14 protein-coding genes are annotated in these 13745 nt (G+C 70.6%); 8 read left to right on the top strand and 6 right to left on the bottom strand.

Features of this window, described 5'->3' with window-relative positions; translation table 11 throughout:
- Positions 1-10: 10 nt before the first annotated feature.
- The 5 genes from ACFXMF_RS00750 to ACFXMF_RS00770 form a co-directional block, all read right to left on the bottom strand.
- Positions 11-1198, bottom strand: coding sequence for an NAD(P)/FAD-dependent oxidoreductase (locus ACFXMF_RS00750; RefSeq protein ID WP_360305611.1), 1188 nt, complete (start codon positions 1196-1198; stop codon positions 11-13).
- A 145-nt stretch (positions 1199-1343) separates the two neighbouring features.
- On the bottom strand, positions 1344-1574 hold the full coding sequence (locus tag ACFXMF_RS00755; RefSeq protein ID WP_360305609.1) for a phosphopantetheine-binding protein: 231 nt from the start codon (positions 1572-1574) through the stop codon (positions 1344-1346).
- 34 nt (positions 1575-1608) lie between these two features.
- Entirely contained in the window at positions 1609-3204 is a 1596-nt protein-coding gene (locus ACFXMF_RS00760) for an amino acid adenylation domain-containing protein (protein ID WP_360305607.1), read from the bottom strand.
- A 161-nt stretch (positions 3205-3365) separates the two neighbouring features.
- Positions 3366-4025: an FMN-binding negative transcriptional regulator gene (locus tag ACFXMF_RS00765; protein ID WP_379987531.1), complete on the bottom strand. Its 660-nt coding sequence runs from the start codon at positions 4023-4025 to the stop codon at positions 3366-3368.
- A gap of 34 nt (positions 4026-4059) precedes the next feature.
- Positions 4060-4275, bottom strand: coding sequence for an MbtH family protein (locus tag ACFXMF_RS00770; RefSeq protein WP_360305603.1), 216 nt, complete (start codon positions 4273-4275; stop codon positions 4060-4062).
- 562 nt (positions 4276-4837) lie between these two features.
- On the opposite strand from ACFXMF_RS00770, the gene ACFXMF_RS00775 reads away from it, so the two are divergent.
- From ACFXMF_RS00775 to ACFXMF_RS00805, 7 genes are all read left to right on the top strand, one after another.
- The gene (locus ACFXMF_RS00775; protein WP_379987529.1) at positions 4838-5740 is read left to right on the top strand and encodes a thiamine pyrophosphate-dependent dehydrogenase E1 component subunit alpha; all 903 of its coding nucleotides are present in this window, start codon (positions 4838-4840) and stop codon (positions 5738-5740) included.
- A complete protein-coding gene (locus ACFXMF_RS00780; protein ID WP_360305599.1) occupies positions 5740-6720 on the top strand; it encodes a transketolase C-terminal domain-containing protein in 981 nt (326 codons plus the stop codon). The genes ACFXMF_RS00775 and ACFXMF_RS00780 overlap by 1 nt, the downstream gene beginning before the upstream one ends.
- A complete protein-coding gene (locus ACFXMF_RS00785) occupies positions 6717-7016 on the top strand; it encodes a lipoyl domain-containing protein (RefSeq protein ID WP_360305597.1) in 300 nt (99 codons plus the stop codon). Before ACFXMF_RS00780 ends, ACFXMF_RS00785 begins: the two co-directional genes overlap by 4 nt.
- On the top strand, positions 7013-7261 hold the full coding sequence (locus ACFXMF_RS00790; protein ID WP_360305595.1) for a phosphopantetheine-binding protein: 249 nt from the start codon (positions 7013-7015) through the stop codon (positions 7259-7261). The genes ACFXMF_RS00785 and ACFXMF_RS00790 overlap by 4 nt, the downstream gene beginning before the upstream one ends.
- The gene (locus tag ACFXMF_RS00795) at positions 7258-8196 is read left to right on the top strand and encodes a ketoacyl-ACP synthase III (protein WP_379987527.1); all 939 of its coding nucleotides are present in this window, start codon (positions 7258-7260) and stop codon (positions 8194-8196) included. The genes ACFXMF_RS00790 and ACFXMF_RS00795 overlap by 4 nt, the downstream gene beginning before the upstream one ends.
- Positions 8197-8360: 164 nt before the next feature.
- Complete coding sequence (locus ACFXMF_RS00800; protein WP_379987525.1) at positions 8361-9494, top strand: zinc-binding alcohol dehydrogenase family protein; 1134 nt, start codon at positions 8361-8363, stop codon at positions 9492-9494.
- Positions 9495-9546: 52 nt separating this feature from the next.
- Complete coding sequence (locus ACFXMF_RS00805) at positions 9547-11064, top strand: FAD-dependent monooxygenase (protein WP_379987523.1); 1518 nt, start codon at positions 9547-9549, stop codon at positions 11062-11064.
- 229 nt (positions 11065-11293) lie between these two features.
- Here ACFXMF_RS00805 and ACFXMF_RS00810 read toward each other — a convergent pair whose 3' ends face one another.
- Positions 11294-12856: an FAD-dependent oxidoreductase gene (locus ACFXMF_RS00810; protein WP_379987521.1), complete on the bottom strand. Its 1563-nt coding sequence runs from the start codon at positions 12854-12856 to the stop codon at positions 11294-11296.
- Between the two features lie 90 nt (positions 12857-12946).
- On the opposite strand from ACFXMF_RS00810, the gene ACFXMF_RS00815 reads away from it, so the two are divergent.
- Complete coding sequence (locus tag ACFXMF_RS00815) at positions 12947-13597, top strand: TetR/AcrR family transcriptional regulator (protein WP_360305587.1); 651 nt, start codon at positions 12947-12949, stop codon at positions 13595-13597.
- The last annotated feature ends 148 nt before the right edge of the window (positions 13598-13745 follow it).

A 13745-nucleotide genomic window follows, 5' to 3' on the forward strand; every position in this document is an offset into this window, starting at 1 on the left:
AGGTGGTCGCTCAGCTCAGGCCGAGCAGGGTCAGGAGTTCGTCGTTGTAGAAGTCGTCGATGGAGCACGCCCCCGACAACGTCGAGAAGTAGCGGTCGATCTGCTCCTGGTGTCCGACCAGTTTCCGCAGCATGTCGACCCGCCCCTCGGGCTTGAGTTCGGCCACGTTGAGGGCGCCCTGGTAGTGGCTGAGGGCTTCACCGCTCAGGCCGTTCTCGTACCGCCGCAGGGCCGTCTTGAGCGCGGCGTCGTCGTGCAGCCCCTGGCCGATGTGGTCGGTGAGCGACTGGGCCTGGACGAAGGCTTCGGTGATGCCGCGGGCGGTGATGGAGTCCTTGTGGTTCACCGCGTCACCGATCAGCACCCACCCGGGCCCGTACGCCTTGCGGAAGAAGTTCTCCTGATGGCCGGTGCCGTACAACTGCTCCACCCGCCGGCCCGCCTGCATGCGCTCGTACAACTCGGGCTCGGTGGTGCGGAAGGCGTCGAGGTAGGCGGGTTCGACCGCCTTGCGGACCTCGTTGAACTCGTCCTGGGGGAAGTAGGCCATGATCAACGTGAGGTCGTCGTTGGTGGGGATGACCCCGAGCCAGCGCCCCGGCCGCTCGTACAGCTCGAAGTGCGAGGGAACGTCGGCCCAGTAGCTGTAGTAGGTGGTGGTCATCCGCGGGTGTTCGACGACGTTCTGCGCGCCGACCTTGCGGGCCACCAGCGAGCGCATGCCGTCCGCGCCGACGACCAGACGCGCCAGGTCCGTCGCCTCGGCGCCGCCGGGCGTGGTGTACCGCACCCCGACGACCCGGTCGCCCTCGAACACCAGATCGTTGACGGCGCAGCCCTGCCGGAAGTCCACGCCGGCCGCCGCGGCGCCGTCCGCGAGAATCGGGTCGAGCACGAACCGCCTCGGCGCGTAGGTCTGGTGCAGACCGTCGATCGGCAGCGAGAAGCCGTCGACCCGGACGCCGGGCCCCGCGTAGCTCTGCCGGGTGATCGGCGTGCAGCCCGAGTCGCGGATCCGGTCGAGCAGTCCCCACCGGTTGAGCAACGCGACGCCCTGCATGTGGATGTAGTGCGAGGACAACGTGTCGAGCGGGAACCGCGCCTTCTCCAGGAGCAGGACGCGATATCCCTGCTGAGCGAACAACATGGCCGCCGGCGCACCCGCGCAACGGGCACCTATGACAATTACGTCGTACATGGCGCCTCTCTTACCAGGTAGTTTTCGATCCCAACGCGGCCGCAGCCGGAAATGTCACCGTGTTCGCGATCCCACGGTGCTTGCGCATGCCGTCGATGCAGCGGACGGAATTTCCGCTGCCGAACGGCCGTGAATTCGCCCGACGCTACCGGGTTTCCGCGGTCATGGATTCGATGTACGCGGAAATCGAGGCCACCGTCGGATTCAGGAACATCTGGTCCGCCGGGACCTCGACGTCCAGTTCGTCGATGAAAGCACCCTGAATCCTGGCCATAATCACGGACTGGCCGCCCAGGGCGAAGAAGTTGTCGTCGATCGATATGTCGTCGCGCTGGAGTTCCCGGCACCAGATGGTGCGCACTCTTTCGGCAATCATCACAGTCCTCTCGGTTGCCATCAAGGTCCGTCGACTATGCCGTGTCGTCGTCGGCGCCGGTCGACGCATATTGCTTCCGGCCCGCTTCGGCCAGCGCCGCCCGGTCCACCTTTCCGTGCGGACTCAGCGGAATCCGCGCGATATTGACGAAGCGGGCCGGAACCATGTTGCGCGGCAACGTCTCCAGGAGGCGGGTACGCACGTCGTGCTCGGCCAGGTCCTCCCCCGTCGGGACGAGGAACGCGATCAGCTCGGCGTCGCCGGATTCGGGGTGGCCGACCACCACGGCGGCCTGCCGGACCCCGGCCAGCCGGCCGAGTGCCCGCTCGATGTCGGTCGGATCGATCCGCATGCCCCGCACCTTGACCTGGGCGTCCATCCGGCCGCCGACCACCAGTTCCCCGGCCTCGCTCACGTGGCCCCGGTCGCCCGTGCGGTACAGCCTGCGCGGCTCGCCGTCGACCACGATCGTGGTGAATCGCGCGGATTCGGGACCGGAGCCGTTGAGGTAGCCGGCGCCGACGCCGGCCCCCGAGATGCAGATCTCGCCGTCCTCCCCCACCCCGACCCCGCGCAGCCCCTCGTCGAGGAGGTGGATGTCGGTGTTGTAGGCCGGCCCGCCGACCGGTGCGATGTCGTGTTCGCCGGGCCGGTATCCGGCCAGGTCGTACGACGACGCGACATCGGTGCACTCGGCGACGCCGTACTGGTGCAGCAGGGTGCAGGTGTTGCCCGGACGCCGTGCCCAGTCCAGGACACGTTCGACGTGCAGCGGCTCGCCGCCGAAGAGCAGGTAGTCCAGCCGGCCGAGCGCCTCGCCCTTGCGGGCGATCTCCCAGTCCACCAGCAGGTACAGCGTGCTGGAGGCGCAGTGCACCGTGCGGATCTCGTACCGCGTCAGCATGCGATACGCCAACGCCGCGTCGAAGTTCCGGCTGGCCATCAGGTATTGGGTGGCCCCGCAGAACAACGGCATCATCAGGCTGCGTTGGGAGAGGTCGAACCCGAACGCGCTGACGACCAGGTTGTTCGACCCGGCATCCAGGCCGTACTCGATCATCAGCCAGTTCAACAGGTTGAACCAGCCCTCGTGCCGCACCGCGGTCAGCTTCGGCGTACCGGTCGACCCGGACGTGAACACCGCGTAGCACACGTCGTCCCCGGTGACCGGGACGTTCGGGGCGGTCGTCGGGAGAGCGTCGAGCCGCTCGGCCAACCGGTCGAGGGTGACGACCTCGACGGCCGCCGACTCGACCGATTCGACGGTGGTCGGGGAGGCCACGATCAAGGCGAGGTCGGGCACCTGGCCGAGCAGCAGCCGCAGTCGCGCCGCCGGGTAGGCCGGGTCGAAGGGTACGTAGGCCGCGCCCGCCTTGAGCGTGCCGAGGATGGTGACGAGCAGGTCGATCGAGTAGTCGAGGCAGACGCCGACCTTCGCCCCCGGGCCGTGTCCGAGCGCGGCCAGCAGGTGCGCGAACCGGTTGGCCTCGGCGTCCAGTTCCGCGTAGGTCACCTCCCGGCCGGCGCAGTGCACCGCGACGGCGTCGGGGGTGGCCTTCGCGTGCGCCTCGAACTGCCTGTGGACGACGGGCGCCGAAGGCAGGGCAACCCGCTTTCCCTGAAGAATCATCAGCCGACTCCGATGTGACGGGTGTCCGGTCGGGTGAGCCGCCGGCGCACCGCGGGGGAACGGGCTGCTCCGGCGCCGCTGGGCGATCCGCGGCTAGGCGGCGTCGAGCACCCGGGCGCGCGGGCGGGCGGCGATCGCGCGGCCGGGTACCCGGGCGTCGATCACGGTTGTTTCACTTCGGTCAGCCTGCCCATGTACTCCGCGGTCTCCCGCTGCCGGCCGGCCCCCTCCCGGGCGAAGTGGCTGCACACCTGGTCCCGGGTCTCGCTGGTCTGCTCCTGGCTGAGCTTGAACATCGCCTCGGCCCTGGTGATCTCGAACCGGAACGCGCCCACCCCGGGCAGTATCTTGCGGAAGTAGTCGATCGAGTCGGACATGTCCCAGCCGGATCCGAACCCGGACTCCAGGACCTGCACGGTGGAGCGCACCACGAACAGCGTCTCCTCGACCGACTCGATCGGGTGGATCACTCCACGCACCTGTGCGGCCGTGAAGTTCCAGGTCGGCGCCGCGGGGGTGAACCCGTAGAGCGTCGGCGAGACATAGGAGTGCGGGCCGGCGAAGCTGAGCACCCCGGGCATCGCGGGTCGCAACGCCTTCCACTGGGGGTTCTCCCGGTTCATGTGGCACAGCAGCGTCGCCCCGGTCAGGTCCGCGAGCCCCTCGACGGGCGACTCCGGGTCCGGGACGACCGGCAGGTGTGTGCCGAACGGCCCCTCCTCGTCGCCGCCGTTGGTCATCAGCAGTGCCAGTGGGTTCCGCCGCATCAACTCGACGATCCACTGCGCGTCGGGCTCTCGGTACATGCGAGGTACGAACATCGTGATCCACTCCTCCGCAGAATCCGACCGGCGTTCAGTCCGCCGCCATCGCCTCCCGCAGGCTCCTCGGGCGCAGGTCGGTCCAGTTCTGCTCGACGTACTCCAGGCACTCGGCCCTGGCCGCCTCACCGAAGACCACCCGCCAGCCGGCGGGCACCTCGGCGAATACCGGCCACAGGGAGTGCTGTTCCTCGTCGTTGACCACGACGTGGAAACGGCCGTCCTCGTCGTCGAAGGGGTTCGTGCTCACTGGCACCGTCCTTAATTCGTCACGATACGACTCGGGAATGAAAAAGCCGGAACCGAGCAACCCCAATCGACTCGGGGCATCTCGGGATTGCCATTCGGCCGGGTCCGGGCGACCCCGATCGGCACGGGCAACTCAGGATTGCAAATCACCGGAGCCGGGGCGACCCCTGACCGGCCTCGGAGCGACCCGCGACGGCAAATCGTCGGAGTCGGACGCGAGTTCGCCGTTCGGCATCGTCCCGTCGACGGGACAGTCGGCATCCGCGGCCGCCGTCCGAGTGCCGACGCCACACGGTAGGACGCGGCCGCCGAGGTCACCATGGTGGCGGGATCGCCGACCGCCATCGGCCCGGACCTGTACCCCACCGAGTTCTGTGCCACCATGACCGAGCATCGGCCCGGGTCCGGGCCTGCTCGATTTCGGGTCGGGCCGATCTCCTCGCGTCGAGGCGATCGAGAGCGCGTGGTCGATTACCGACCCGCGCGGCGGCGACCGCATTCATGCCACAAAGGCACGGCGACAGATGGCTCATCGACGAACCTGCGACTGGTGATCAATGGTCTTGAAGTCAGATTCCGAATACGAAGCCGTTCCGGACGACACGCGACGGTCGTTGTTGCGCCACATGCTGGTGGCCAGGGGCGTCGACCAGGAGGCCCGTCAGCTCCAGAAGCAGGGCGCGCTCGACCTGTGGTTGTCCTGCCAGGGACAGGAGGCCGCGCAGGTGGGCTCCGCCCTCGCGGTGGGTCCCGCCCCGACCGTCTTTCCCAGTTACCGCGAACACGCGGTCGCCCTGCTCCGCGGCGTGGCACCGGACGAGTTGGTCGCGCAGTGGGCCGGTCGCACCTTCTGCGGCTGGGACCCGCGCAGGTTGCGATTCTTTCCCTACACCCTGGTGCTGGCCGCGCAGACGCTGCACGGCGTCGGCTACTCGATCGGGCAACGGCTCCAGGGGCTGGAGGACTTCGTCGTCGTCTACATCGGCGACGGCGCCACCAGCGAGGGCGACATGTCGGAGGCGATGAACCTCGCCGCCGTCGAGTCGGCGTCCGTGCTGTTCGTCTGCCAGAACAACGGCTGGGCCATCTCCAAACCGACCGACGAGCAGATGCGCACGTCGCTCGCCGAGCGCGCCCGGGGTTTCGGGATCGAGTCCGTCCGGATCCCGGGGCAGGACCCGGAAACCGTCTTCGCGGCCTGCTCCCGGGCCGCCGCCCACATCCGCACCGAGCGGGCGCCCTACCTCGTGGAGATCCGAGTCGCCCGCATCCACGGTCACTCGACCTCCGACCCCCACGAGGTGTACCGCAGCCCCGACGACATCGCGCAGGCCCGGGCCGCGGACCCGGTGAGCGCCTACGCGGCCCGATTGAGCGAACTGGGCTTGGTGGACGGCGGATGGCTCGACGGGGTCGACGCGCAAGTGCGGGAGCTGCGCGAGCGGTTGATGAAGGAGTACGCGTGATGAGCACCGTGCGGTCCGCCAGTCTGGCGGAGTCGATCAACGCGACCCTGGCCGACCTGCTCGAACAGGATCCGCGCCTGCTGCTGCTCGGCGAGGACATCGGGCGGCTGGGCGGCGTGTTCCGGGTGACCCGGGGTCTGCGCGAACGCTTCGGCGCGGACCGGGTCCGGGACTCGCTGCTGGCCGAGTCCACCATCGTCGGCCAGGCCGTCGGCATGGCGATGAGCGGGCTGGTGCCGATCTGCGAGATCCAGTTCGACGGATTCACCTATCCCGCGGTGAACCAGCTCGTCACCCAGGCCGCCCGGATCGGCGACCGGTGGAACGGACAGGTCAGCCCGAGCCTGGTGGTGCGCATCCCCACCGGCGGCGGCGTGCGGGGCGTCGAGCACCACAGCGAATCCAATGAGGCGCTCTTCGCCCGTGTGCCGGGGATCTCGGTGGCCTGCCCCTCCACCGGGGAGGACGCGGACCAGGTCCTGCGGCACGCGGTCACACTCGGTTCGCCCGTGGTGATCTACGAACCGATCCGCCTGTACTGGCGGCGCAACACACCCGCCCGCGACCCGGAACCGGCCGGTTCGCCGACCGCGGCCCGGGTCGTGCGGCGCGGCACCGACCTGACGATCGCCACGTACGGCGCGGTCACCCACGAGGTGCTGGCGGCGGCACACGCGCTCGCTCCCGATGTCGACGTCGAGGTGGTGGACCTGCGCTGGGTGGCCCCGCTCGACCTGGAGACGGTCCTGGAATCCGTCGCCCGCACCGGGCGGCTGCTGATCGTGCACGAGGGGTCGAAGGACGTCGGTATCGGTGCCGAGATCGCCGCCTCGGTGGCCGAGCACGGCTTCGACGTGCTCCGCGGCCCGGTCCGCCGGCTGGCGCCCGAGCGCCGCGCGTATCCCCCGGCGGACTTCGAGAAGACCTATCTGATCGGTGTGCAGGAGATCAAGGACGAGGTGCTGGTGATGACGAAGTGAGCGACTCCTCCGTGGACATGCATGTTCCCGGCTTCGGCCACGGCCTGGGCGAGGCCCTGCTGATCGAGTGGGTCGCCGGCATCGGCGACCGGATCGAGCGGGGGGACGTCGTCGCGGTCGTGGAGACCGACAAGGCCAGCACGGAGATCGTGGCGGAGCGCGGCGGACGGGTCACCGCCCACGCCGCGACGGTCGGCACGATCCTCGGTTCGGGCGAGGTGTTGTACCGGTTGGCGGCGGACCAGGGCGTGTCCGAGGTCCAAGCATCCAGTCACTCGACGGGAGAAGGAACATGAGCGACATCGACAGCCGTATCGCGGAGACCATGCTGGCCAAACTCCGCGAGCGCGACCCGTCGTTGGGTCCCGACGATCTCGGCCGGCCGATCGCCGACCTCGACCTCGACTCGCTCGACCTGGTCGAGTTGCACCAGCAGTTGGAGCGCGAACTCCAGGTCAAGGGCGACCTGAAGGAGACCGCGGGCTACGCCTTCCTGGACGAATTCGGCAGCTACTTCGTGAAGCTGGCGAACGGGGAATGAGCGCGGGCATCGTCGATATCGCGACCGCGAAACCGGGCCGGACGATCGACAACGACCACTTCGCGTCGATCGGCCTCACCGACGCCTGGATCCGACGCCGCAGCGGCATCGCGTCCCGCTCCTGGTGGCCGGACGAGACTCCCCTGGCGGAGGTCGCGGCAGAGTCCTGCGCCCCGATTGTCGGCCAAATGCCCGACCCCTCCTCGATCGGCGCGCTGATCGTGGTCAGCACCTCGGTGCGACAGCGCGTCCCGGGGATCGCGCAGAAGGTGGCGCAACTCGTCGGGCTGGGGCCCTCGGTGCTGGCCTTCGACATGAACGCGGCCTGCTGCGGCTTCGTCTACGGGCTGGTCACCGGCCTTTCGCTGTGCGACGCCGGATCCGCGCGCTCGGTCCTGGTCTGCTCAGTGGAGGCCATGTCCCGGCTGGTGGACCGCACGGACCGGCAGACGGCGTGCATCTTCGCCGACGGCGCCGCGGCCGTCCTGTTGGAGGACCGCGCGGAGTTCGCGGGCTTTTGCCAGGTCGCCGGCTGCGACGGCACCCAGGAGGGGCTGATGCGGGAGACCGACGAGGGCGGCATCCATCTGGACGGGGCGCAGGTGTTCGACCGCGCGGTGCGTCGCATGTCGGAGTCGGCGCAGTACCTCTGCGACCACGGCCCGGCGCCGACCGTGCTGGTCGGCCACCAGGCGAACGGCCGCATCCTGGACCAGGTCCGCAACTTCACCACCCATCTCGGCGTGCCCTTCGTGAACCGGATCGAGACCTTCGGGAACACCTCGTCCGCCTCGATCCCGCTGGCGTTCGCCGACGAACTGGACTCCGGTTCGCTCCCGGCGGCGGGCCGACTCGGGGCCGTGGCCTACGGCGCCGGCGAGGCGTGGGGCGGCGTCTCGGTGGGCTACCGAGTGCCGGCGGCCCCGGCACCCTGAACACACCCCCGAATCCCGGGACTTCGCAAGCCGTGAACTCGAGAACCCGGGACTTCCGGCACTCGGCGCTCGGGAACTCGGGAAATCGGGAAATCGGGAACGCAGTTCGATCACAGGAGGTTGTCATCTACTCGCCAGAAGCCTGGATCCTGCACTCCGGTGCGGTGGCCGGCCCGAACGACGGTGGTCCCGGCGGCGCGCTGCGACGCGATCGCTTCGCCTTCGGCGCGTTGGCGGAGGGTGAGGCGCTGGTGGAGCCGATCCTCGGCTCGTGGGAGGCCAACGTCGACCACGCGCTGGCCCGTTCGCCGATCGACGTGTGCAGCAGCCGGGGCGAGGACGCGGTGGTCCTGGGCAACCTGGGCGTGGTGCGCGTGCTCAAGGTGAACGCGGGCAGCCGGGAGGTCCGGGTCCGCGAGGGCGAGCTGTGCCTGCTCCTGCCGTTCGGCAGGCTGGACCGCTTCGGCTACGCCGAACTCGCCTATGCCTACGACGCCCCCGACACCATCGGCCTGCTGGCCGAGCGCTCGAAGATGGACGTCCGGCTGCTGCTGCCGATTCCGACCGACACCCGGTACTCGCTGCCGCAATGGGCCACCTACGGGCGGTACTTCACCGCCTGGGACAACTGGCGTAAGGCGTACGGGTGTTGGCGGACGCAGGTCCCCGACGACGATCCGGCGAACCACCTGGTGTTCGGTTGGGGCGGCGGCGTGGCCTTCGCCGAGCTGATGCTGGCCAAGCGGGCCGGGTTCCGGGTGGCGATGACGGCGGGCTCGGACGAACGGCTGGCCTTCCTGCGGGAGCACGGCATCACACCGGTGGACCGCCGCCGCTTCCCCGACCTCTCGCTGCCCACCCGGCAACAACGCGCGGACCGGGACCGGCACCGGCGGCGCCGGGAGTCGGTGGAGAACTTCCTGGGTGTCGTCGAGGAACTCGGCGACGGCCATGGGGTGGCGATCTTCGTGGACAACATCGGCGAGCCCCTGTACGACGTCACGCTGGGCGCCCTGGCCCGCGAGGGGGTCGTCACCACGTGCGGCTGGAAGGCGGGCATGCGCCTGTCGCACCTGCGCGGTGCCGAGTGCATCAGTCGGCACATCCACGTCAACACGCACGTGTGGCGGATCCAGGACTCCCCCGGCATCCGGGACTTCCAGGAGGCCGAGGGCTGGATGGCCCCCGAAGGATCCGACGTGATCTACGACTTCGACCGGGTGCCGGAGCTGGCCGACGACTACGCGAACGGCAGGATCGGGTCGTACTTCCCGATGTACCGCGTGAACCCGCTCTGACCGGCCCGGCAGCGGCGAACCTTGGCAGCGCAGTGGAATGAGGGGAAGCGACGTGGGGCACACCGGCTTGGACACGGACGTGGTGATCGCGGGCGCCGGGCCGACCGGCCTGATGCTCGCGTGCGAACTGCGGCTGGCGGGCGTCGACGTGGTGGTGGTCGAACGGCTCGCCCGGCGCACGGGCGAGTCGCGCGCCGGCGGGATGCACGCACGCACCCTGGAGGTGTTGGATCAGCGCGGAGTCCTGGACCGCTTCCTGGCGCTCGGCGAATTCCAGTCGGTGGGCCACTTCTCCGGGATCTGGCTGGACTTCGACGAGTCCGAGTCGCGGCACCCCCGCCCGCTGATGATCCTGCAGTCCACCGTCGAGCGGCTGTTGGAGGAATGGGCCGCGGAGTTGGGCGTCCGGGTGCGCCGGTCGTCCGAGCTGAGCGGGATCCACCAGGACCGGGACGGCGTGACGGTCGAGCTGGGAACGGCGAGGAGTGCCGCCGAGACGCTGCGCGCCCGCTACCTGGTGGGCTGCGACGGCGGGCGCAGCACGGTGCGCAAGCTGTCCGGCATCGACTTCCCCGGCACGCCGGCCACGATGACCGCGATGGTCGGCGACGTCGAACTCCCGGACCTGACCGAGGAGTACATCTGGGCGCGACGCCGTCCCACCGGCGAGTTCTCGGTGATCGCCTTCGAGCCGGGCTGGTACCGGGTGATCACCTCCGAGTACGACCACGTCGCCGACGGCGACGAGCCGGCGACGTTCGAGCAGCTCCGGGACTCGCTGGTCCGGCTCGCGGGCACCGACTACGGCATGCACAGCCCGCGTTGGGTCTCCCGCTTCGGTGATGCCGCCCGGCAGGCCGCCCGCTACCGGGACGGTCGGGTGCTGCTCGCGGGCGACGCGGCGCACATCCACTTCCCGGCCGGCGGGCAGGGGCTGAACGTCGGCGTGCAGGACGCGGTCAACCTCGGCTGGAAGCTCGCCTCGGTGGTGCACGAGCAGGCCCCGGACAGCCTGCTCGACAGCTACCACGCCGAGCGCCACCCCGTCGCCGAGCGGGTGTTGCACAACACCCGGGCACAGGCGGCCCTGACCCGCCCCGGCCCGCAGACGGACGCGCTGCGCGACGTGTTCGGCTCGCTCATCGTCTTCGACGACGTCAACCGATACCTGTGCGGCATGCTCACCGGACTGGACATCCGGTACCCGATCGAGGGCGACCACCCGTTGACCGGACGCCGGGTCCCGGACGCCGATCTCAAGACGCCCGCCGGCCTGATCGGCGTCCACGAACTGCTGCACGCCGCCCGCCCCGTCCTGCTCGACCTGCGCGGCGGCGCCGAGCCGCCGGCAACCGTCGAGGGCTGGCGCGATCGTGTCGACCTGGTCCGGGCCCGCAGCGAGGACGACCACTGGCCGGTCCCCGGCGGCGGCGACATCCCCGCGCCCGCCGCCCTCCTCATCCGCCCCGACGGCCACGTCGCCTGGGTGGCGCCCACCGACGCCGCCGTCGCTTCCGCCTCCCTCCGCACGGCCCTCACCACCTGGTTCGGCCCACCCGAGCGGGGCTGAGCCATCGCCGCGCCGCACGCGTGCCTACGGCACCCGGGGAGCCTGGGGCCGTCTCCTCCGCCGCGGCGCCCTGCGTGGGTCCGCGCCGCCTCTCGGCCCTGTCCATCCGCTCCCCGTTCCGCCGCCCGCCCGAGACCTTTCGCCTCTAGTAGCCCGCGAGCGGGCCCAAAGGTTGCAGCTCCGGCCGGCTTCTTGGGCGCGGATGCCCGAACGCCCGTCCCGGGAGCGGTCAGGCCGCGGCCGGCGCGCCGAACCAGCGCAGCAGGGCCGCGTCGAGCGGCTCGACCGGGTCGGTGGGCCGGTCGGCGGCCCAGGCGACCACGCCGTCGGGCCGGATCAGCAGGGCCGCCGGCGCGGGAGTCGCCGAGGTCGCGGTGCGGACGGTGACGCGCTGCGGGTAGTCGGCGGCCCGCTTGCGGAAGTCGGGCGTGTCCGCGAGGTCCAGGAGCAGCGCTCGGCCGTCGTGCAGGAGCTCGGCGAGGCGTGTGCCGTCGGCCAGTTCGAGGTCGGGGGCGCGGCGGCCGATCAGCGGATGGTCGCCGGGCAGGTCGTAGCGGTGCAGCACGCCGGCGATGTGTTTGACGAAGTACGTGGTGCCGGTGGTGGTTTCCAGCAGGTCGGCGACCACGGCACGCAGCGCGCGGGCGTGCCGGTCGGGGCGCATCAGCGCGACCTGGGCCCGGCTCCAGTCCAGTACCCAGGCGCCGATCGGGTGCCGCTCGGCGGTGTACGTGTCGAGCAGGCCGTCGGGGGCTCGGCCGGCCACCGTCGCGGCCAACTTCCAGCCCAGGTTCATCGCGTCGCCCAGTCCCAGGTTCAGACCCTGGCCGCCGAACGGCGAGTGCACGTGTGCCGCGTCGCCCGCCAACAACACCCGGCCCATGCGGTACGTACTCGCCTGCCGGGCGTTGTCGGTGAAGCGGGTCGCGCTGTGCACCTTGGTGACGGTCACCCGCACACCGGACACGGCACGCATGCTCGCCTGCAACTCCGCTGCGGTGATCGGTGCTTCGCGATCGGTCGGCGGTCCGTCGAACTCCACGGTGAGGATCCGCCCCGGTATCGGGCCGTTCACGTAGATCCCGGTCCCGGTGGTGGTCCAGCCGGAGCCGAGGCCCTCGGTGTCGGTCATCTCCACGAGCGCCTGGTGGCCGGTGATTTCGCCGGGCGTGCCGGGGAAGTCGAAGCCGGCGAGCTTGCGCACCGTGCTGCGTCCGCCGTCACAGCCGACCAGCCAGCCGGCCCGGATCGAGGTGGCGCCGGCGTGCACCGTGACGCCGTGCTCCTCGGCGACGAAGCCGGTCAGTTCGACACCTCGGCGCAGTTCGACGCCCACTTGCGCCGCCCGCTCGGCGAGCAGGCGTTCCAGCGCCTCCTGCGCCACCAGGCCCACCTCGCCGGCGGGACCCACGTCGGCGAAGGCCGGATCGGTGGCGTCCAGGCGGTCGGCACTCAGCGGCATCCCGGCGAAGTGCCCGGCGAACTTCGGCGGGACCTTCATCGGCGGCGCGTCCCCGTCCGGGAACAACTGCCGCCGCAGCGCCGCCATTTGATCGAATGCCTCGGCCTGCGCCCGGGCCAGTGCGGGCAACAGACCGCGCCGGTCGAGCGCGACGGCACTGGGTGCGTTGATCGCGCCCGCCTTGATCGTGGTGTCCACCTCGGTCAGCCGTTCCAGCACGACCACCGAAACCCCCGCCTGCCCCAACTCGCAGGCCAACAACAACCCCACGGGTCCACCGCCGACCACGACGACGTCACAGTCCCGGTCCCCGTCCATGCCCCTGCCCATGTTCGCGCTCCTCTCCGCGCCCACCCGTTCACTCACCGGACGGCATTCACTATAGTGACTCTAATTTTTTAGTGGCTATAGTGTTTCATCGTGCAGAGTAAAGAGAGCGGCGGAGACCCCGAGCGCCCCGGTTTGCGGCTGCGGAAGAAGTTGGCGACCCGACAGCGGATTTCCGACGTCGCGACCCAACTGTTCGCCACGCGCGGGTTCGACCACGTGACGGTGGCCGAAGTGGCCGAGGCGGCGGGGGTGTCGCCGATGACGGTGTTCAACCACTTCCCGCGCAAGGAGGATCTTTTCCTCGACCGGATCCCCGAGGCCGTGGACCTGTTCGGCACCGCCGTCCGCGAGCGTGCCGGCGACGAGTCGCCACTCGCGGCGCTGCGCCGGATGTTGCTCGACCAGGTCGAGCAGCGCCACCCGTTGTCCGCGATCGGCGACCGGTTCCCCCGGTTCTGGCGGGTCGTGCTGGACTCCCCGGCGCTGCGGGCCCGGGCGCGCGAGGGTCTCGAGGAGTTGGAGGACGCGCTCGCCGCGGAAGTCGCCGCCGGCACCGGCGCGGCACCCGACGATCCGCGGGCACGCCTGTACGCGGCCCTGGTCGTCGCGGCCTACCGCTCCGTCTACGTCACCACGGCCGCGCGGTTGATCGCCGGCGAGTCGGCCGAGGGCATCGTCGGCGACCACCTGGCCCGACTGAACGCCGCCTTCGACGCCCTGGAGCGGGCCCTGGAAGGGTGATCCGCCGGGCCCGACCCGGCCGACCCGGGGACACCCGGTCCGCAACGCCGGGTCGGGGCAACGCAGTCGGCCGCCGCGGCCCCCACGCCCCGGCGGGGCGCGCGGGCCCCCCGGCCCCCCGGGGCGCCGGGGGGGGGGGGGTGCCCCC

Origin of the sequence: Embleya sp. NPDC059213 (genome assembly GCF_042754445.1) — a bacterium.
Lineage (GTDB): Bacteria > Actinomycetota > Actinomycetes > Streptomycetales > Streptomycetaceae > Embleya.